The sequence below is a fragment of the Seohaeicola zhoushanensis genome (assembly GCF_014656415.1).
Taxonomy (GTDB): Bacteria; Pseudomonadota; Alphaproteobacteria; order Rhodobacterales; family Rhodobacteraceae; genus Seohaeicola_A; species Seohaeicola_A zhoushanensis.
In genome coordinates this window covers 723,185-742,253 of sequence record NZ_BNCJ01000002.1, presented here as the reverse complement: position 1 = coordinate 742,253, position 19,069 = coordinate 723,185, and the positions used below count along the sequence as shown (strand labels likewise).

Below are 19,069 nucleotides of genomic sequence, written 5' to 3'. Positions count from 1 at the left end.
GGTTCAGCCAGATACCGGCATGGACCTGCACAGCACATACCCCGGGGTGATGGACCTCAAGTGGCGGGCGCAACAGCGCCTGCCGAAGTTCGTCTGGGAATATCTCGACAGCGGCACCGGGGTCGAGGCGACCAAGGCCCGCAACCGCGCGGCGCTCGACCGGGTGGGCTTCTTGCCCTCGATCCTGCACGGGCCGCAAAGCCCCGACCTGTCCTGCACGCTGCTGGGCCAGAAGATGCCCCTGCCCTTCGGCATCGCGCCGGTGGGCATGTCCGGCCTGGTCTGGCCCGACGCCGAGGGCCACCTCGCCCGCGCCGCCGCCACCGCCGGCATCCCCTATTCGATGAGCACCGTGGCGACGCAAAGCCCCGAGGACATCGCCCCGCACCTTGGCCCCCACGCCTGGTTCCAGATGTATCCGCCCAAGGACGAGGAGATCCGCCGCGACATGCTGGCCCGCGCCCGCTCCGCCGGCTTCACCGCGCTGATCCTCACCGTCGACGTGCCCGTGGCCTCGCGCCGCGAACGCCAGACCCGTTCGGGCCTGACCAACCCGCCCAAGCTGACCCCGCGCGTGCTGGCACAGGTGGCGATGCGCCCGGCCTGGGCGCTGGCCACCGCGCAGCGCGGGATGCCGCACATGCGCACGCTCGACAAGTATGTCTCGGGTCCGCAGGCCAACCTGCCGCCCACCGCCCATGTCGGCTACCTGCTGCGCACCTCGCCCGACTGGGAGTATGCCCGCTGGCTGCGCGACAACTGGGAGGGGCCGTTCCTCATCAAGGGCGTGCTGCGCCCCGAGGACGCCGAACCGCTGGAAAGGATCGGCGCCGATGCGCTCTGGATCTCGAACCACGCCGGCCGCCAGTTCGACGGCTCGCCCGCCACCGCCGAGGCCCTGCCGCTGGTGCGCGCCGCCACCAGGCTGCCGATCATCTTCGACAGTGGCGTCGAATCCGGCCTCGACATCCTGCGCGCCCTCGCCCTTGGCGCCGATTTCGTGATGCTCGGCCGCGCCTTCCACTTCGCGCTGGCGGCGCTCGGCCAGATCGGCCCGGCGCATCTGATCGACATCCTGAAAAAGGACATGATCGCCAACATGGGCCAGCTCGGCGCCGCCGATCTTGCCGGCCTGCCGCCCCCGATCACGCTCTCCGATCTCGGCCCGGTGTCGCCCGTGTAACGGGAAGGTGGCGTTTTTCGGCTTGCGCTGCGTTGCAGCGTATCGTCTTGTCCGCGCGACAAAGCGTCGCCATTGCGCCGGGAGTAAGACCAGATGACCGAGTTCTCGAAGATCCTCATTGCCAACCGGGGAGAGATCGCCATCCGCATCATGCGGGCGGCCAACGAGATGGGGAAGAAGACCGTCGCGGTCTATGCCGAGGAAGACAAGCTGGGCCTGCACCGCTTCAAGGCGGACGAGGCCTATCGCATCGGCGAGGGGCTGGGGCCGGTGGCGGCCTACCTGAGCATCCCCGAGATCATCCGCGTCGCCAAGCTCTCGGGCGCCGACGCGATTCACCCGGGCTATGGCCTGCTGTCCGAGAACCCCGATTTCGTCGATGCCTGCACCCGGGCCGGAATCACCTTCATCGGCCCCAAGGCCGACACCATGCGCGCGCTTGGGGACAAGGCCAGCGCCCGCAAGGTGGCGATTGCCGCCGGCGTGCCGGTGATCCCGGCGACCGAGGTGCTGGGCGACGACATGGAGGCGATCCGCAAGGAGGCCGCCGAGATCGGCTATCCCCTCATGCTCAAGGCCAGCTGGGGCGGCGGCGGGCGCGGGATGCGGCCGATCCAGGGCGAGAAGGAACTGGCCGAGAAGGTCATGGAAGGCCGCCGCGAGGCCGAAGCCGCCTTTGGCAACGGCGAGGGCTATCTCGAGAAGATGATCACCCGCGCCCGGCACGTCGAGGTGCAGATCCTCGGCGACAAGCACGGCAACATGTATCACCTGTTCGAGCGTGACTGCTCGGTCCAGCGCCGCAACCAGAAGGTGGTGGAACGTGCCCCCGCGCCCTACCTGACCGAGGAGCAGCGCGCCGAGATCTGCGAGCTCGGCTATCGCATCTGCAAGCACGTCAACTACGAATGCGCCGGCACCGTCGAGTTCCTGATGGATATGACCGACGGCAAGTTCTACTTCATCGAGGTCAACCCGCGCGTCCAGGTAGAACACACCGTCACCGAGGAGGTGACCGGCATCGACATCGTGCGCGCACAGATCCTGATCGCCGAGGGCAAGACCATCGCCGAGGCCACCGGCAAGGCCAGCCAGGACGACATCAAGCTGACCGGCCATGCCCTGCAATGCCGCGTCACCACCGAGGACCCGCAGAACAACTTCATCCCCGACTATGGCCGCATCACCGCCTATCGTTCGGCCACCGGCATGGGCATCCGGCTTGACGGCGGCACCGCCTATGCCGGCGGGGTCATCACGCGCTATTACGACTCGCTGCTGACCAAGGTCACCGCCAAGGCGCCGACGCCGGAAATGGCCATCGCCCGCATGGACCGCGCCCTGCGCGAGTTCCGTATCCGCGGCGTCAGCACCAACATCGCCTTTGTCGAGAACCTGCTGAAGCACCCGACCTTCCTGTCGAACGAATACACCACCAAGTTCATCGACACGACGCCCGAGCTGTTCCAGTTCCAGAAGCGGCGCGACCGCGGCACCAAGGTGCTGACCTATATCGCCGACATCACGGTGAACGGTCACCCCGAGACCAAGTCGCGGCCCCGCCCGCCGGCCGAGTTGAAACCGGCGCGCCCGCCGGCCCTGCGCACCGAGGAACCGCGCATGGGCACCCGCAACCTGCTGGAGCAGAAGGGCCCGCAGGCGGTGGCCGACTGGATGAAGGCGCAGCGCCAGCTGCTGATCACCGACACCACCATGCGCGACGGCCACCAGTCGCTGCTGGCAACGCGGATGCGCTCGATCGACATGATCAAGGTCGCGCCCGCCTATGCCGCCAACCTGCCGCAGCTCTTCAGCGTCGAATGCTGGGGCGGCGCCACCTTCGACGTGGCCTACCGCTTCCTGCAGGAATGCCCCTGGCAGCGCCTGCGCGACCTGCGCGAGGCGATGCCGAACGTGATGACGCAGATGCTGCTGCGCGCCTCGAACGGGGTCGGCTATACCAACTATCCCGACAACGTGGTGCAGTCCTTCGTGGCCCAGGCCGCCAGGACCGGGGTGGACGTCTTCCGCGTCTTCGACTCGCTGAACTGGGTCGAGAACATGCGCGTGGCGATGGACGCGGTGATCGAGGCCAACAAGGTCTGCGAGGGCACGATCTGCTATACCGGCGACATCAACGACCCCAACCGCGCCAAATACAACCTAAAGTATTACGTGCAGATGGCCAAGGACCTGAAGGCCGCCGGCGCGCATGTGCTGGGGCTCAAGGACATGGCGGGCCTGCTGAAACCCGCCGCCGCCCGCGCGCTGGTGCAGGCGCTGAAGGAAGAGGTCGGCCTGCCGATCCACTTCCACACCCATGACACCGCCGGGGTTGCCGTCGCCTCGATCCTCGCCGCCGCCGAGGCGGGCGTCGATGCGGTCGACTGCGCCATGGACGCGCTCTCGGGCAATACCTCGCAGGCGACCCTCGGGTCGGTGGTCGAGGCGCTGCGCCACACGCCGCGCGACACCGGCCTCGACATCGCCGCGATCCGCGAGATCTCGGACTATTGGGAAGCGGTGCGCGGCCAGTATGCGGCCTTCGAGTCGGGGATGCAGGCGCCCTCGTCGGAGGTCTACCTGCACGAGATGCCGGGCGGCCAGTTCACCAACCTCAAGGCGCAGGCGCGCTCGCTGGGGCTGGAGGAACGCTGGCACGAGGTGGCGCAGATGTATGCCGACGTGAACCAGATGTTCGGCGATATCGTCAAGGTGACGCCCTCGTCCAAGGTGGTTGGCGACATGGCGCTGATGATGGTCTCGCAGGGCCTGACCCGCGCCCAGGTCGAGGACCCGGATGTCGAGGTCGCCTTCCCCGATTCCGTCGTCGACATGATGAAGGGCAACCTTGGCCAGCCGCCGGGCGGCTTCCCGGAAGGCATCGTGAAGAAGGTGCTGAAGGGCGAAAAGCCCAACCTCGAACGCCCCGGCAAGCACCTGCCCCCGGTCGACCTCGAAGAGGTCCGCGCCCAGGTCAGCAAGGAGCTGGAAGGCAAGGCGGTCGATGACGAGGATCTGAACGGCTACCTGATGTATCCCAAGGTCTTCCTCGACTACATGGGCCGCCATCGCACCTATGGACCGGTGCGCACGCTGCCGACCAAGACCTTCTTCTACGGCATGGAACCGGGCGAGGAGATCTCGGCCGAGATCGACCCTGGCAAGACGCTGGAGATCCGTCTGCAGGCAGTGGGCGAGACCGGCGAGGATGGCGAGGTGCGGGTGTTCTTCGAGCTGAACGGCCAGCCCCGCGTGATCCGGGTGCCCAACCGCCTGGTCAAGGCCACCACCGCCGCCCGCCCCAAGGCGGCCAGCGGCAACGCCAACCACATCGGCGCGCCGATGCCCGGCGTTGTAGCAAGCGTCGGCGCGCAGGTCGGGCAGAAGGTCAAGGCCGGCGACCTGCTGCTGACCATCGAGGCGATGAAGATGGAAACCGGCATCCACGCCGACCGCGACGCCGTGGTCAAGGCCGTCCACGTCACGCCGGGCGCGCAGATCGACGCCAAGGACCTGCTCGTCGAGCTGGAATGACCCCCGAGGGCCCGACCGCAAGGCCGGGCCCTTTTCCCGCCTGTCCAGCAATGGACAGCCCTGCGCCGGGCCTGTCCAACCGGGGACACCCCCTGTCCAGCCAAGGACAGGCGCGCGCCAAACCTGTCCACGGATGGACAGCCCCGCACAATCATTGCGCCACGCTACGGCGCGGCTATCCTGTCGGCCAGACCCCCAGCCACAGGACTTCCGATGACCCTCGCCGTCACCCCGATCTACGCCGCCCTCCTAGCCCTTCTCTACGTCTGGCTCAGTGCCCGGGTGATTGCCGGGCGCTACAAGTTCAAGGCCTCGCTGGGCGATGCCGGCGAGGCCGAGATGGTCACCCGCATCCGCGGCCACGCCAACCTCGCCGAATATGCGCCGATGGGTCTGATTCTCCTGCTACTGGTCGAACTCCAGGGTGCCCCGGCCATCGCGGTGCACGCGCTCGGGCTGATGCTTCTCGCCGGGCGCACCCTGCACGCGCTCGCCTTCCTCGGCACCACCCCCGACCACCGGCTGCGCGGCCCCGGCATGGTCCTCACCTTCGCCATGCTGGTCTTCTCCGCCCTCGGCCTGCTCGGCCACGCCCTGCTGTGAGCGCCCGCCACGTCGCCCTGCTGCGCGGCATCAACGTCGGCGGCGCCAACACGCTGCCGATGGCCGACCTGCGGGCGACGGCGGAGACGCTGGGCTGGCAAGAGCCCAGGACCCATATCGCCTCGGGCAACCTGGTCTTCAGCGCCACTGGCACGCCCAAGGCCCTTGCCACCGACCTGGCCAAGGCGCTGCACCGGCGCCATGGCCTCGACATCGCCCTGCTGGTGCAGACCGCCGCGCAGTTCCAGGCAACCCTCGCCGCCTGCCCCTTCGCCCCCGAGGACGCGCGCCATGCCCATGTCTTCTGGCTGCTCGGCCCGCCGCGACTTGACCAGCCGCTCTGCGACTCGCTCCGCGCCGAAAGCGAGACCCTCACGCTTGGCCACTCCGCCGCCTATCTCGACGCGCCCGAGGGCATCGGCCGCTCGCGACTCGCTGCCCGGATGGAGCGTGTTCTCGGCACCCGCCTCACCGGCCGCAACCTGCGCACGGCACGGGCGATTTCAGCCCTTCTCGACTGAATTTCAAAAATCTTTCGCCGAGGCTCGTTTTTCCTCTTGTGGTCCCGAGCGGTTATTTATAAATCGCCCCCTACGGATGCGGGCGTAGCTCAGGGGTAGAGCATAACCTTGCCAAGGTTAGGGTCGTGAGTTCGAATCTCATCGCCCGCTCCAATAAAAACAGTCACTTACCCGGTGACTGGATACCCCGGAAAAAGATGGAAGACCAACCGGCCCCGGTCGGAATCTGTCCATCGCACCAAACGGACGCGGGCGTAGCTCAGGGGTAGAGCATAACCTTGCCAAGGTTAGGGTCGTGAGTTCGAATCTCATCGCCCGCTCCAATCAAAACAACGACTTGCGTTGTTGACTTCATCTTCGCACACCCCCGAAAGATCAGGGCGGCTGACACCCGCCGCAGGCCGCAAGGCCGTGCGTTTGCCCCGAAAACCATCTCTCGCGGGCCTCCCCCGCCCCGCAGGCCCAGGCGGACGGGCCGCCGATCAGACGAAGACGAACATGTCCGCGTCGAGCTGCGCCATGACCATGTTCTCGATGATCACGGTGCCATCCACCATGTCGATCACCACGTTGCCGTTCACGTCCGAGGCATGGCTCAGCACCTCGGCAAAATTGGTAGCCTCCAGGACGGTGAATTGCATCAGGTCGCCCTGCGCCTTGTTGTAGTCCTTCACCCGCGCCGTTCCGAACTGGTCGTCGAAGCGGAACACATCCGCGCCGAATCCGCCGAACATGACGGCGCTGCCGGTCTCGATGATCAGCGTGTCCTTGCCGCCGCCGCCCTTCATCACGTTGTTGCCCAGCCCGCCGACGATCCAGTCGTTGCCGCCGCCGCCGATCATCACGTCCCTGGCCGCCACCGCCTCGTCGTCGATCAGGGTGTCGTTGCCGTTCCCGCCGTTGAGGTAATCCGCCCCCTCGCCGCCGTTGAGGCTGTCATTGCCCCCGCCGCCGAACAGCCGGTCCTTGCCGCCCATGCCGAAAAGCCCGTCGATATCGCCGCCGCCCTTCAGCACGTTGGCGCGGTCATCGCCGGTGAGGTTGTCGTTGAAATCGGTGCCGATCAGCACCTCGATGCTCTTGAAGGTATGGCCTTGGGTAAAGCCGCCCACGATCACCGGCACGGTCATCGAGATCGTCACCCCGAAGGAGACATGGGCATAGCTCACCGTGTCGCGACCCAGCCCGCCATCGTAGAGATCCGCGCCCCAGGAGGCGACCATGAAGTCGTTGCCCTTGCCGCCGATCAGCTCGTCGGCATAGTCGAAATCGTCCGACAGGTTGTTGCCGTCGAGATAGTCGTTGCCATCGCCGCCCACCAGCTTGTCATAGCCATAGCCGCCGATCAGCCGGTCGTTGCCGGCGCCGCCGATGAAGAAGTTGTTGAACTCGTCCCCGGTCAGGAAATCGTCGAAGGCGGTGCCGATCAGGTCGTCGATCCCGATGAAGGTCTGGTTCTGCGCCAGCCCCTCGTTCAGGCTCTGGTTGGCGAGGTTCACCGTCACCGCCGAGCCGACATGGGCATAGCTCACCACGTCGTGCTGATCGTCGCCGCCGTCGTAGATATCCGCTCCCGCCGAGGCGATGAACAGGTCATCCCCCAGACCGCCGATCAGCGTGTCGGCCCCGTCCGGCCCATCCGACAGGTTGTTGCCGTCCAACCGGTCGTCGCCATCGCCGCCCTCGATACGGTCGGAGCCGCGCTTGCCCTTGATATTGTCGTTGAATTCCGTGCCGATCAGGTTGTTGTCGCCGATATCGCCGACGATAAGGTTGTCGTACATGGCCCCCTCCGAGAAAGCTCGTTCGCTTCGATCCGCAGTCGGGGACAGACCTGGACCTTCCATCGAAGTTGAACCGGCACGACCGGCCTGCTGTTATTGCCTTGCTCTGAAATCTCCAGGGACGTCCCACCGCGAAAAAGCCTGCGGCAACACCGCCCGCCTTGGCAAGCTTAATTGACGTAGCGTCAATTATCCGACCGGACGGTCCAACACCGCCGATCCCGGCTGCGGGGCGGCTCAGCCGCCCGGCACCAGCGCGATGGCACGGATTGGCGAGCCGGTGCCATTGACGATCTTGAGCGGCGTGGCGATCAGGATCGCCCCCTTGGGCGGCAACTGGTCGAGGTTGCAGAGGCTGGCGAGGCCGAAGCAGTTGTCGCGGTGCAGGAAGTTGTGCGCGGGATAGGGCGGGCTGAACTTGCCCGCCATTCCGGCGTCGGTGCCGATGCACTGCGTGCCCCAGCCGACGATGCCCTTGCCCAGCAGGTAGTCGATGCAATCGGTGCTTGGCCCCGGGCTGTGCGAGCCGTCCTCGAAGGGATCGGGATCCTCGTTCAGGAACAGCTCCTCGTCATGCGCCCGCGCGTCCCAGTCGGTGCGCATCACCACCCATTCGCCGGGCCCGATCTCGCCGTGTTTCACCTCCCAGGCCTTCACCGCCTCGGCTGTCAGCAGGAAATCGGGGTCGGCGGCGGCCTCGGCCGAGCAGTCGATCACGTTGACCGGCGCCACCAGCCGCTGCACGTCGAGCGTATCGGTGAAGCCGTCGGGAAAGTCCTTGCCGGTCAGCCAATGATGCGGCGCGTCGAAATGGGTGCCCGAATGCTCGCCCAGTTCCAGCCAGTTCCAGGCCCAGAACGGCCCGTCCCTGTCGTATTCGCTGATCTTGTGGACCACCACGCGCGGCGTGTTCTTCGCGATGTCCTTGGGCAGCCGCAGCAGCGGCGTCTCGGGGCCCAGCTGCGCCGTCAGGTCGACCACCCTGACCGCCCCGCTCAGCAGCGCCGCGCCCAGCTGACCCAGCGCGCCCGCGCCGGCCTGGCCCGCCGCCGCGCCCCGCCCGGCAAACCGCGCGCGACGCCGGCGCATCACCTCCTCGGTGATTGCGAAGACCTCCTCGATGGCGTCCTCCTCGGTCACGATGCCGGGCGAGAGCCGCAGGATCTGCCCCCGGAAGTCCACCGAATAGCCCTCGACCCCCAGCGCCCCGGTGATCGCCGCCGCCTCGGCCTTGTCCGGCAGGCGCAGCATCACCGACCCGCCCCGCCGCGCCGCCTCGCGCGGCGAGAGCAGCGGCAGGTCGAGCCGGTCGGCCCCGGCGATGATCTGGTCCACCATCCGCCGGTTGCGCGCCCCGATCTCGGCCACGTCCTGGGTGATGAACCAGTCGAGCGCCGGCAGCGAGGCCACCGCCGCCACCGACCCCGGCGTGCCGGAATCGAAACGGCGGATATCCGGCGCATAGGTGAACTTGTCGAGATCCCAGCTGAACGGGTTGTTCTGGCTGAACCAGCCACGCGTCTCGGGCTGCAACTCGGGCAGCAGCGCCTTGTCGGCATAGAGGATGCCCGCCCCCGGCGTGCCGCACATCCACTTGAGGCTGGTGGTCAGCACGAAATCGACCTTGGGGTTCATCACGTCGAAGGGCAAGAGCCCCGCCCCCTGCGTGATGTCCGCCACCAGCAGGCTGCCCATCTCGCGGCCATGCGCCACCAGCGCCGGGTAGTCCATCTTCGACGAGGCCGTCGAGGTCACCCAGGTCAGCAGCGCCAGCCCGACGTCCCTGCCCCAGCGATCCAGGAAATCCTCGGTCTCGACCCAGGAGGCGCCCTCGCGCAGCGGCACGGTGTCGAGCGTGAAGCCCATCCTGGGCGCCAGCCCCGCCAGCAGGAAATGCAGCGAGGGGAAGCAATCGCCCGCCACCAGCACCCGCTTGCCCCGCAGCTGCCCCTCGGGCAGCGCGCGCATCAGCTTCTGCATCCCCTCGGTGACATTGTCGACCGCGGTGATCGAGCCCTTGGGCGCATTGATGAGCCGGCCCCAGCGTTCCAGGAAATCCTGCCGCTTCCTCAGCACATAGCCCCATTGCTTGTCGTTCGGCGCCGCCCAGACCTGCGCGAATTCGGCCATGGCGCGGGCGAGGTCCTCCTCCTTGCCCGGATACATCCCGATGGAATGATAGAGGAAATATCCCCCCGCGCTGGAATTGGACTGCATGGCTCCCCCCGTCAGGCCCGCCTCTCGGGCCGGATCACCATAGACCGCCTCCGCGCGGGGGCAAGCCGCTCAGAGCCTTGCGTAGCCCGCTGCCGCCACCGCCAGCTGCGCCGAGGCCGCGACCCCGTCGATCAGCGCCACGCCGGTCCGCTTGGCGAGATCGCCGCGCAGCGGGGCCATGCCGGCGCAGCCCAGCACCACCGCCTGCGCGCCCGCGTCCCGCGCCCGCAGGATCTCGGCCGCCAGATGCGCCCGCACCGCCTCCGAGCCCTCGTCGATCGCCAGGACCGCCAGCCCGCTCGCCCGTACCCCGGCGCAATTGGCGCCAAAGCCCGCCGCGGCAATATTGCCCTCGATCACCGGGATTGCCGCCGCAACCGAGGTCACCACGCCGAACCGCCGCCCCATCAGCGCCGCCATCAGATAGCTCGCCTGGCCGATCCCCAGCACCGGCACCTGCGCCGCCGCCTGCGCCTCGGCGAGGCCGGTGTCGTCGAAACAGGCGATGACGATGGCATCAGCCTCGGCGCGCGCGACTTCGGCCAGCACCCCCGGCACCGCCGCATCGCCATCCGCCGGCCCCTCGATCGAGGCCGGCCCGGCGGCATTGGTCACGCCGGCGATCTCGGCCTCCGGGCAGGCCGCCCGCGCCGCCGCGACAATTCCCTCCGTCATCGAATGGGTGGAGTTCGGGTTGATATAGAGGATCTTCATTCACACGCCCTTGCCCGCATCGGATCCGCGCCGCGCCCGCCGCCTGGCCATCACCCAGGCCGCCAGCAGGAAGACCCCGATGATCGCGAAGGAGAACAGCGTGGTCAGCGTGCCCAGCGCATAGATCACCGGCGAGGTCACGTTGGTGGTCATCCCGAAGACCTCGAGCGGCAGCGTGTTGTAGCTTCCCGCGGTCAGCAGTGTCCGCGCGAATTCGTCATAGGACAGGGTGAAGCCGAAGAGCGCCACCCCGATCAGCGAGGGCGCGATGATCGGCAGTACGACGTGGCGGATGGTCTGCCAGGCCGTCGCCCCCTGGTCGCGCGCCGCCTCCTCGAAGCTCTTGTCGAAGCGGTTGAACACCGCGAACATGATGAGCAGGCCGAAGGGCAGCGTCCAGGTCAGCTGCGAGCCGAACCCGCTGGTCGCCCAATGCACCTTCAGCCCCAACTGGTTGAAGATCAGCCCGACCCCCAGCGAGATCAGGATCGAAGGGATCACCAGAGAGGTGATGGCGACATAGAAGAGCACGCCCGAGCCAAGGAACCGCTTGCGGAAGGCCAGCCCCGCCATCACCGAGAAGACCACGGTGGCGACCATGACCAGCAGGCCAAGGACCAGGCTGCGCCGGAACGCGCCCCAGATGTCGCCCACCGCCTGCTCCTCGAACAGGTCGCGGAACCAGTGCAACGAAACGCCGCGCATCGGGAATGTCAGCCCGCCCTGCGGCCCCTGGAAGCTGAGGATGCCGATGGTGATGGTCGGCCCGTAGAGGAACAGCACGAAGAGCGCGAAGAAGGCCGCGAGCAGGTAGAAGCTGAAGGGACGTTTCTCCATGCTCACAGCTCCTTCCGGATGTTGACGAAGCGCAGCAGGATGCCGATCACGATCAGCACCGTCAGCAGCAGCACCACGGCGGTGGCGGCGGCCGAGGGGTATTGCAGCAGCCCGATGTCGTTCGAGATCAGCCGCCCCACGTTGGCGCGCTGCGAGCCGGACATGAAGCGCACGGTGATGAAATCGCCCATCACCAGCGTGACCACGAAGATGGTGCCGATCATGATGCCCGGCTTGGTCAGCGGCAGGATCACATGCACCAGCGTCTGCAATCCGCTCGCCCCGTTGTCGCGCGCCGCCTCGAGCAGCGCGCGGTCGATGCGCACCATCGTGTTGAAGATCGGCACCACCATGAACAGCGTGTAGAGGTGGACAAAGGCCAGGATCACCGAGAAGTCGGAATAGAGCAGCCACTCCAGCGGCTGGTCGATCAGCCCCCAGTCGATCAGCGTCTGGTTGGCGATGCCGTTGCGGCCCAGGAAGGGGATCCAAGAAATCATGCGGATGATGTTCGAGGTCCAGAACGGAATCGTGCAGACCAGGAAAAGCGCGATCTGGATCGGCTGCGAGCGGATGTGGAAGGCCAGGAAATAGGCCACCGTGAAGCCGATGGCGAGCGTGAAGGCCCAGGTGATGAAGGCATATTTGAAGGTGGCGAGGAAGACCCGGTAGGTCACCTCCGAGCCGAAGAGGAAGGCGTAGTTGTCGAACTGGAAATCCGGGTAGATCGAGAATTCGGTGGCGCCCCAGAAGCTGACCACCACGATCATGGCGATCGGCGCCAGCAGGAAGGCCAGCAGGATCAGCGTCAGCGGCGCCGCCTGCAACCAGCCGGTCAGATCGTTCCCCGGCCGCCACGCCGCCTTCGGCGCCACCGCCTCACTCACGCCTTCGGACAAGACCTCTGCCCTTCCTTTTGCTCTAAATATTCCTCGGGGGGTGCGGGGGGCAGACAGCCCCCCGCTTTTCTTCTCGGGAGACCCTAGCCCCCCGCATCACCGCCTTACGCGGCGATGAACTCGTTCCACTTGCGGACCATGTACTGGTTCTCGTCCATGACGGCGTTCCAGCAGGCCACGCGGCCCATGCGCTCGTAGAAGTCGCCGCCGTCGCGGGTATCGCCCGCGCCCGCCAGCTTGTCGCCGGTCGGCGAGGTGATGTCCCCCGTCGCGGCCTTGCCCTCGAACCAGTAGCCCCATTCGTCGGCGGTCATGAACTCCTTCGAGGTCTCGGGCACCGCCGAGTAATAGCCCTGCCGCATCAGGTAGCCGCCGACCCAGCCGGAGAGATACCAGTTGATGTATTCGTAGGCCGCATCCAGCGGCAGCCCGGTCAACGACTTCGACAGGCCGATGCCGCCGCCCCAGGAGCGATAGCCTTCCTTCAGCGGCTGGTAGACGCAGGGAATGCCGCGCGACTTCACCGCGGTGATTGCCGGCGACCACATCGACTGGATCACCACCTCGCCCGAGGCCATCAGGTTCACCGATTCATCGAAGGTCTTCCAGAACGCCCGGAACTGCCCGGCCTTCTTCGCCTCGGTGAAGATGCCGATGGTCTTGTCGATCTCCTCGCGGGTCATGTTGCCCTTGTCGGCATATTTGATCTCGCCCATGGCCTCGCAGACCATCGCCATGTCCATGATCCCGATGGACGAGATGTCGAGGATCGAGGCCTTGCCCTTGAACTCGGGGTTCAGCAGCTCGGCCCAGCTCTCGATCGGACGGCCGATCAGGTCGGGGCGGATGCCCAGCGTGTCGGCGTTGTAGATCGTCGGGATCAGCGTCATCCAGCCGGTCTCTTCCTTGGCGAAGCTGGTGCCGTCCGGCCCGTCGACGAAGCCGACCGAATGCGGCGCTGTGCCCTGCGCGATCACGCTCTCGGGCGTCAGCTTGCCCGAGCGGAAGATGCCGACGATCTTGTCGTAGTTCTTGATCTTGCTGGTATCCATCGCCTGCAGGTTGCCGGTCGGCCAGACCTTCTTGCAGATCCAGTATTCGATGTCGGCGATGTCGAAGCTGTCGGGCTGCGTCGCCGCGCGCTGGGTCACAGAGTCGGAATCCAGCGCCGTCATCTCCAGTGTGAAGCCAAGGTCTTCCTTCACCTTCTTGGCCACGTCGTTGAGGTTCGACACGCCGGTGCCGAACTGGCGCAGCGTGATGTTCTTGATGTCCTGCGCCCAGACCATCGGCGCCGGAAGCGCGGTCGCGGCCACGGTGGCGACGCCACCCTTCAGCACCATGCGGCGGCTGTATCTCATCTTGGACATGGTCTTCTTTCCCCTGTTGCGAGTGATGTTCAGGCTAGGAGGCGGTGCATCCGCCCCTCATCCCAGGCGAGCGTCACGCCCTCGCCCGGCGATTTCGGTGACTTGAAATAGGCGTCCTCGGGCAGGATCGCGAAGATCTCCTCGCCCGCCTCGGTGCGGGCCGAAACGGCCACCGTCGCACCCTGGTATTCGACCGAGGTCAGCACCGCCGGCACGCCGGTCTCGGCCAGCCGCACCTCGTCGGCGCGCACCGCGACCTTGCCGCCGTTGAAGCTTATGACATTGTGCCCGCCCATGAAGCGCGCCACGAACTCGGTCTTCGGCGCGCCCCAGACCTCGCGCGGCGGCCCCGCCTGCTCGATCACGGCGTTGTTCATCACTACCACCTCGTCGGCCAGCGCCAGGGCCTCGTCCTGGCCGTGGGTGACGTGGATGAAGATGATCCCCAATTCGCGCTGCAGCCGCTTCAGCTCGGCCCGCATCTGGATCCGCAGGAAGGGGTCGAGCGCCGAGAGCGGCTCGTCCAGCAGCAGCACCTTCGGTTCGGTGATGAGCGCGCGCGCCAGCGCCACCCGCTGCTGCTGCCCGCCCGAGAGCTGCGCCGGCAGCCGGTCGGCGAACTGGGTCATATGCACCAGCGCCAGCAATTCGTTCGCCCGCTTGTGGCGCGCTTCGCGGTCGACACCCTTCATCCGCAGCGAAAAGGCGACGTTGTCGCGCACGTTCAGATGCGGGAACAGCGCGTAGTTCTGGAACATCATCGCCGTGCCGCGCCTGGCCGGTGGCATCGCCGAGATGTCCGACTTGTCGAGCAGGATCGAGCCTTCGCTGACGCTCTCGTGCCCGGCGATCATCCGCAGGGTCGAGGACTTGCCGCAGCCCGAGGGCCCCAGCAGGCAGACATAGCTGGCCGGCGCGAAGACATGGTTGATGTCCCTGACCGCCACGGTGTCGCCATAGCGCTTGGTCAGATGCACCAGTTCCAGATCGTTTCCTGTCCGCATGTTCGCCCCGCTGCCGTCGTTGCCCAAGTCTGTCGCGTCACATCGCCGGAGACTCAGAAAATTCGGCCTGATGCGGCGCGAATATCCGCAACTGCCCAGCATTTAAGCAGATGAACATCGCTTGTGCGCATTATCAAGCACAATTATGTATACAATCTCGTCTCCAATCCATCAGGGCCGCTCCGCCTTGCTCTTGGCGGTGGTTCCGAGCAGAATCATCCGCAACGGAGTTGGCGTGATGAACCATATGCAAATGCCCCCCTGGACGGTGGAAACCGTGGCGACCGATCTCGAGCGGGCGATCCACGAACACCGCCTGCCACCCGGCACCAAGCTGGGCGAGGACGAGTTGGGCGAGGTCTACGGCATAAGCCGCACCCTGGTGCGCGCCGCGCTGCAAAGCCTTGGCCACCGCCGCCTTGTCGAACACCGCCGCAACCGGGGCGCCTTTGTCGCGCAACCGACCGTGCGCGAGGCGCGCGAGGTCTTCGAGGCGCGTGCCCTGCTGGAACCGCGCACCGCGCGCTCCGCCGCCGAGCGCAGCACGCCCGAATCCATGGCGATCCTGCGCGCGCATATCCGCGACGAACATGCCGCGCTCGCCGCCGGCGAGCACGGCAAGGCACTGCATCTGTCGGGCCAGTTCCATATCGAGATCGCCCGCATGGCCGACCAGGCCACCATCGAGGCCTTCATCTCGGAACTGGTCGCCCGCTCGTCGCTCATCATCGCGCTGTACTGGCAGCGCCGCGCCGCCATGTGCGAGAGCCACGCCCACAACGCCCTGATCACCGCTTTCGAGAACAAGGACGGCACCCTCGCCGAAGACCTGATGAAACAACACCTGCTCGACCTGGTCACATCGCTCGACCTGCGCAACATCACCTCGATGCCCGGCTCGCTGCGCGAGGCGCTGGCCCGATGACCTGCCGCACCGCCACCGCCGAAGAGGTCGCGCTGATGCTCGATTGGGCCGCCGCCGAGGGCTGGAACCCCGGGCTCGACGATGCCGCCGCCTTCCATGCCGCCGACCCCGAGGGGTTCTTCATGGCCGAGGCCGATGGCGAAGCCGTCGCCGCCATTTCGGTGGTGAACCACGCCAAGGACTTCGCTTTCCTCGGCCTCTATCTCTGCCGCCCCGACTTTCGCGGCAAGGGCATCGGTTACGCGCTGTGGAAACACGCGCTCGACCACGCGGGCGACCGCACCGTCGGCCTCGACGGCGTGGCGGCGCAGCAGGCCAATTACGCTCGCTCGGGCTTTGTCCTCACCGGCGCGACCCGCCGCTTCGAGGGCAGCCTCGACGGCGCGGCGCATGGCCATATCACCCCGGCCACCGGGGAGGACCTCGACACCCTCGCCCAGCTCGACGCGGCGGCGAACGGCGTCGACCGTCCCCGTTTCGCCGCCGCCTGGTTCGCCAAGGCCCCCGACCGCGAAACCGTCGTCCTGCGCGGCCTGGCGCGGATCGAGGGTTTCGCCACCCTGCGCCGCTGCCGCGAGGGGGTGAAGATCGGCCCGGTTGTGGCCGATTCCGCCGAAGACGCGCTCGCCCTCATCCGCGCGGGCCTTGGCGCGGTGCCGGCCGAGCGGGTCATCATCGACCTGCCTGCCGCCAATGCAAAGCTTGCCGCCCAGCTCGCGAATCTGGGCTTTGCCGTGACCTTCGAGACCGCCCGCATGTATCGCGGCCCGGCCCCGGTGCCCGGCCCGTCCCTGCAGGCCATCGCCACCATGGAACTCGGCTGATTTCCCCGCGCTGGTGGCCGGATCGGGGGCCGGGCTAAGGCGGCGGTCAAGTTATTGGCCGCAAGCCACTGATATCGCTTGATTTACAGAGTTTTGCACAGCTTTATCCCGAACTATCCCCAGACCTGTCCCGTGCCTCGATTTCCGCACCGAAGCCCGCCTGCGAAACGCGCCCAAGCCCCGCAGAATCCGTGTCCCGGATTCACTCCCTCGAAAAACCCAGCCTTTTCAGCAACATGACCCCCCGTCCCAGCTGGGACACCCCGGACGCCTTGCGCGATGCCCTGCCGTGACCGACAGTGCCCCCGTCCGACCCCAGCCCGCGAGACCCCCATGGCCCGCAACGACTACGACCCGGCCTCCGCCCCGCCCGACGGCCGCCCCGCCGCCAAGGCCCCCCTCTTCGACGCAACCGCCACCCCCTGGCGCGGCTCGCTGAACGGCGAGGCGCTCGGCAGCCCGGTCACGGTGCTGGCCTACGGCAACGACACCCCTGGCGAAGGGCCGCGCCTGCATGTCCACCCCTACGACGAGACCTTCGTCGTCACCGCCGGCAACGCCCGCTTCTTCGTCGGCGACGCGGTGATCGACGCCTCCGCCGGCGAGGTGGTCTTCGGCCCGAAAGGCGTGCCGCACCGCTTCGTCAACCTCGGCCCCGGACGGCTGCAGACCATCGACATCCACCACTCCCCCCGCTGGATCCAGACCGACCTCGACTGACCGCCGCGGCGGAACCACCCCGCCCGCCCCGCGTTGGAGATGATGAAACCCATCGCCGACGCGGACGGACCCATGCAGCTCGCGCCATCCCATCAGTTCCGCGCCGAACAGGAGGACATCTGCGTCCTGCTGAACGGCGGCTCGGGCAAATACGACACCGAGGCCGCCGCCGGAGAGATCCGCGCCGCCTTCGCCGCCTCGGGCCGCGAGGCGAAGCTGCGCGTGCTGGACAAGGGGTCCGACATCCTCCCCGCCGCCCGCGCCGCGCTGGAGGATGGCTTCGCCACCATCGTCGCCGCCGGCGGCGACGGCACCATCTCGGCGGTCGCCAGCGTCCTGCGCGGCAGCGGCGTGACGATGGGGGTGATCCCGCTCGGCACCTTCAACTACTTCGCCCGCTCGCTCGACATCCCGCTGGAGATCCCCGCCGCCGTCGCCCTGCTGACCCAGGGCACCGCCCGCCCGGTGCGGGTGGCGACGATCAACGACCGGCTGTTCCTCAACAACGCCAGCCTCGGCGCCTATCCGGCGATCCTCAAGACCCGCGAGGACGTCTACCGCAAGTGGGGCCGCAGCCGACTCGCCGCCTATTGGTCGGTGCTGGTGGCCCTCGTCACCCTGCGCAAGCCGCTGCACCTGACGATCGAGGCCGCCGGCCAGAAGAGCGAACGCCGCACGCCGCTTATCTTCGCGGTGAACAACGCCTTCCAACTCGAACAGCTCGGCCTGCAGGGGCGCGAGGATATCGCCGCCGGGCGGCTCGCCATGTTCATCGCCCCCGACACCAGCCGCTGGGGGATGTTGAGGAACGCCGTGCTGCTGGCGCTTGGCCTGGCCGAGAAGGACCAGAACTTCGACCTGGTCGCCGCCGAGCGGATCACCATCACCGACAGCGGCCGCTCCTACGACATCGCCTGCGATGGCGAGCGCGGCAAGATGCGCGCGCCCTATACACTGCAGGCGATCGAGGACGAGCTGACCGTTATCGCCCCCCACGCGCGAAAGGACGACCTGAGGTGAGACGCATCGCCCATCTTTCCGACCTCCACTTCGGGCGCGACAATCCCGAGTTGCTGGAGCCGCTGGTTGACAGGGTGAATGCGCTGAACCCCGACCTCGTCGCCATCTCGGGCGATTTCACCCAGCGCGCGCTGCACGACCAGTTCCGCGAGGCGCGCGCCTTCATCGACCGGATCGCCGCGCCGACCCTTTCGGTGCCGGGCAACCACGACGTGCCGCTCTACAACCTGATCTTCCGCGTCTTCTGGCCCTGGCGGCGCTATCGCAAGTGGATCGACCGCCAGCTGGAGCCCGATTTCGCCGACGACGAGATGATCGTGATCGGCGTGAACACGGTCAACAACCTCGCCCATCAGAGCGGCTGGTTCCGCCGCCGGGCGCTGCGGCGCGTGCGGCAGGCCTTTCGCGACACCCATGGCCGGCGGGTGCGCATCGTGGTGGCGCATCACCCGCTCGAACACCTGCCGGGCGAACCTAAGAAGCCGATGCACGGCGCCGCCGAGGCGATCGAGGAACTGGCCCGTCTCAAGACCGACGTGATCCTCTCGGGCCACCTGCACAGCTGGCGCGCCGCGCCCTTTGCCCAGGCGCCGGGGCGCAGTGCGGTGCTGCAGGTCCACGCCGGCACCGGCCTTTCCACCCGGCTGCGCGGAACCACCAATGATTTCAACCTGCTCGAGATCAGCGGCCACCACATCACCGTCACCAGACATGCCGTGCCCGAAGGCGCGCGACAGTTCCAGGCCTCGGAAAGCCGCCGCTTCGTGATGGGGCCCGAGGGCTGGGTTGCCGAGGAGGAGCCGGAGGCAATCCCCGGCAATGTGCTGCCGTTCCGACAGGCCAATGGCCGATAGGGCGCCTTCCCTCTACCCGTCGGTCGACGAAATCTCCAAGAATTTCTTCGACCCGCC

16 protein-coding genes and 2 tRNA genes are annotated in these 19,069 nt (G+C 67.2%); 11 read left to right on the top strand and 7 right to left on the bottom strand.

What is annotated here, in order from left to right:
• Positions 1-19: 19 nt before the first annotated feature.
• From IE266_RS07630 to IE266_RS07605, 6 genes are all read left to right on the top strand, one after another.
• The gene (locus tag IE266_RS07630) at positions 20-1,183 is read left to right on the top strand and encodes an alpha-hydroxy acid oxidase (RefSeq protein ID WP_189679495.1); all 1,164 of its coding nucleotides are present in this window, start codon (positions 20-22) and stop codon (positions 1,181-1,183) included.
• A 93-nt stretch (positions 1,184-1,276) separates the two neighbouring features.
• On the top strand, positions 1,277-4,720 hold the full coding sequence (locus IE266_RS07625) for a pyruvate carboxylase (protein ID WP_189679430.1): 3,444 nt from the start codon (positions 1,277-1,279) through the stop codon (positions 4,718-4,720).
• Between the two features lie 213 nt (positions 4,721-4,933).
• Positions 4,934-5,323: an MAPEG family protein gene (locus IE266_RS07620; RefSeq protein ID WP_189679429.1), complete on the top strand. Its 390-nt coding sequence runs from the start codon at positions 4,934-4,936 to the stop codon at positions 5,321-5,323.
• The gene (locus tag IE266_RS07615; protein ID WP_189679428.1) at positions 5,320-5,844 is read left to right on the top strand and encodes a DUF1697 domain-containing protein; all 525 of its coding nucleotides are present in this window, start codon (positions 5,320-5,322) and stop codon (positions 5,842-5,844) included. Before IE266_RS07620 ends, IE266_RS07615 begins: the two co-directional genes overlap by 4 nt.
• A gap of 78 nt (positions 5,845-5,922) precedes the next feature.
• Positions 5,923-5,997 (top strand) — tRNA-Gly (locus tag IE266_RS07610).
• A gap of 95 nt (positions 5,998-6,092) precedes the next feature.
• Positions 6,093-6,167, top strand: a tRNA-Gly gene (locus IE266_RS07605).
• Positions 6,168-6,326: 159 nt separating this feature from the next.
• On the opposite strand, the gene IE266_RS07600 is transcribed toward IE266_RS07605, so the two are convergent.
• The 7 genes from IE266_RS07600 to IE266_RS07565 form a co-directional block, all read right to left on the bottom strand.
• The gene (locus IE266_RS07600) at positions 6,327-7,628 is read right to left on the bottom strand and encodes a calcium-binding protein (RefSeq protein ID WP_189679427.1); all 1,302 of its coding nucleotides are present in this window, start codon (positions 7,626-7,628) and stop codon (positions 6,327-6,329) included.
• Between the two features lie 237 nt (positions 7,629-7,865).
• Complete coding sequence (locus tag IE266_RS27280) at positions 7,866-9,845, bottom strand: aminotransferase class V-fold PLP-dependent enzyme (protein WP_373310531.1); 1,980 nt, start codon at positions 9,843-9,845, stop codon at positions 7,866-7,868.
• Between the two features lie 69 nt (positions 9,846-9,914).
• Positions 9,915-10,559: an aspartate/glutamate racemase family protein gene (locus IE266_RS07585; protein ID WP_189679426.1), complete on the bottom strand. Its 645-nt coding sequence runs from the start codon at positions 10,557-10,559 to the stop codon at positions 9,915-9,917.
• Complete coding sequence (locus tag IE266_RS07580) at positions 10,560-11,396, bottom strand: ABC transporter permease (RefSeq protein WP_189679425.1); 837 nt, start codon at positions 11,394-11,396, stop codon at positions 10,560-10,562.
• Positions 11,397-11,398: 2 nt separating this feature from the next.
• A complete protein-coding gene (locus IE266_RS07575; RefSeq protein WP_373310530.1) occupies positions 11,399-12,295 on the bottom strand; it encodes an ABC transporter permease in 897 nt (298 codons plus the stop codon).
• Positions 12,296-12,399: 104 nt separating this feature from the next.
• Entirely contained in the window at positions 12,400-13,665 is a 1,266-nt protein-coding gene (locus IE266_RS07570) for an ABC transporter substrate-binding protein (protein ID WP_189679424.1), read from the bottom strand.
• A gap of 29 nt (positions 13,666-13,694) precedes the next feature.
• Positions 13,695-14,669 carry an ABC transporter ATP-binding protein gene (locus IE266_RS07565; RefSeq protein ID WP_189679423.1) on the bottom strand — a complete coding sequence of 325 codons (975 nt, stop codon included), beginning with the start codon at positions 14,667-14,669 and terminating at the stop codon, positions 13,695-13,697.
• 238 nt (positions 14,670-14,907) lie between these two features.
• Between IE266_RS07565 and IE266_RS07560 the strand changes: the two genes are divergently transcribed.
• The 5 genes from IE266_RS07560 (at position 14,908) to IE266_RS07540 (ending at position 19,012) form a co-directional block, all read left to right on the top strand.
• Positions 14,908-15,594 carry a GntR family transcriptional regulator gene (locus IE266_RS07560; RefSeq protein ID WP_189679422.1) on the top strand — a complete coding sequence of 229 codons (687 nt, stop codon included), beginning with the start codon at positions 14,908-14,910 and terminating at the stop codon, positions 15,592-15,594.
• On the top strand, positions 15,591-16,418 hold the full coding sequence (locus IE266_RS07555; RefSeq protein WP_189679421.1) for a GNAT family N-acetyltransferase: 828 nt from the start codon (positions 15,591-15,593) through the stop codon (positions 16,416-16,418). The genes IE266_RS07560 and IE266_RS07555 overlap by 4 nt, the downstream gene beginning before the upstream one ends.
• 333 nt (positions 16,419-16,751) lie before the next feature.
• Positions 16,752-17,138, top strand: a complete 387-nt coding sequence (locus IE266_RS07550) for a cupin domain-containing protein (RefSeq protein ID WP_189679420.1) — start codon at positions 16,752-16,754, stop codon at positions 17,136-17,138.
• A 72-nt stretch (positions 17,139-17,210) separates the two neighbouring features.
• Positions 17,211-18,158 (top strand): diacylglycerol/lipid kinase family protein, encoded by a 948-nt coding sequence (locus tag IE266_RS07545; RefSeq protein ID WP_189679419.1) that lies wholly within the window; start codon positions 17,211-17,213, stop codon positions 18,156-18,158.
• Positions 18,155-19,012, top strand: coding sequence for a metallophosphoesterase family protein (locus IE266_RS07540; protein WP_189679418.1), 858 nt, complete (start codon positions 18,155-18,157; stop codon positions 19,010-19,012). The genes IE266_RS07545 and IE266_RS07540 overlap by 4 nt, the downstream gene beginning before the upstream one ends.
• Positions 19,013-19,069: the final 57 nt, after the last annotated feature.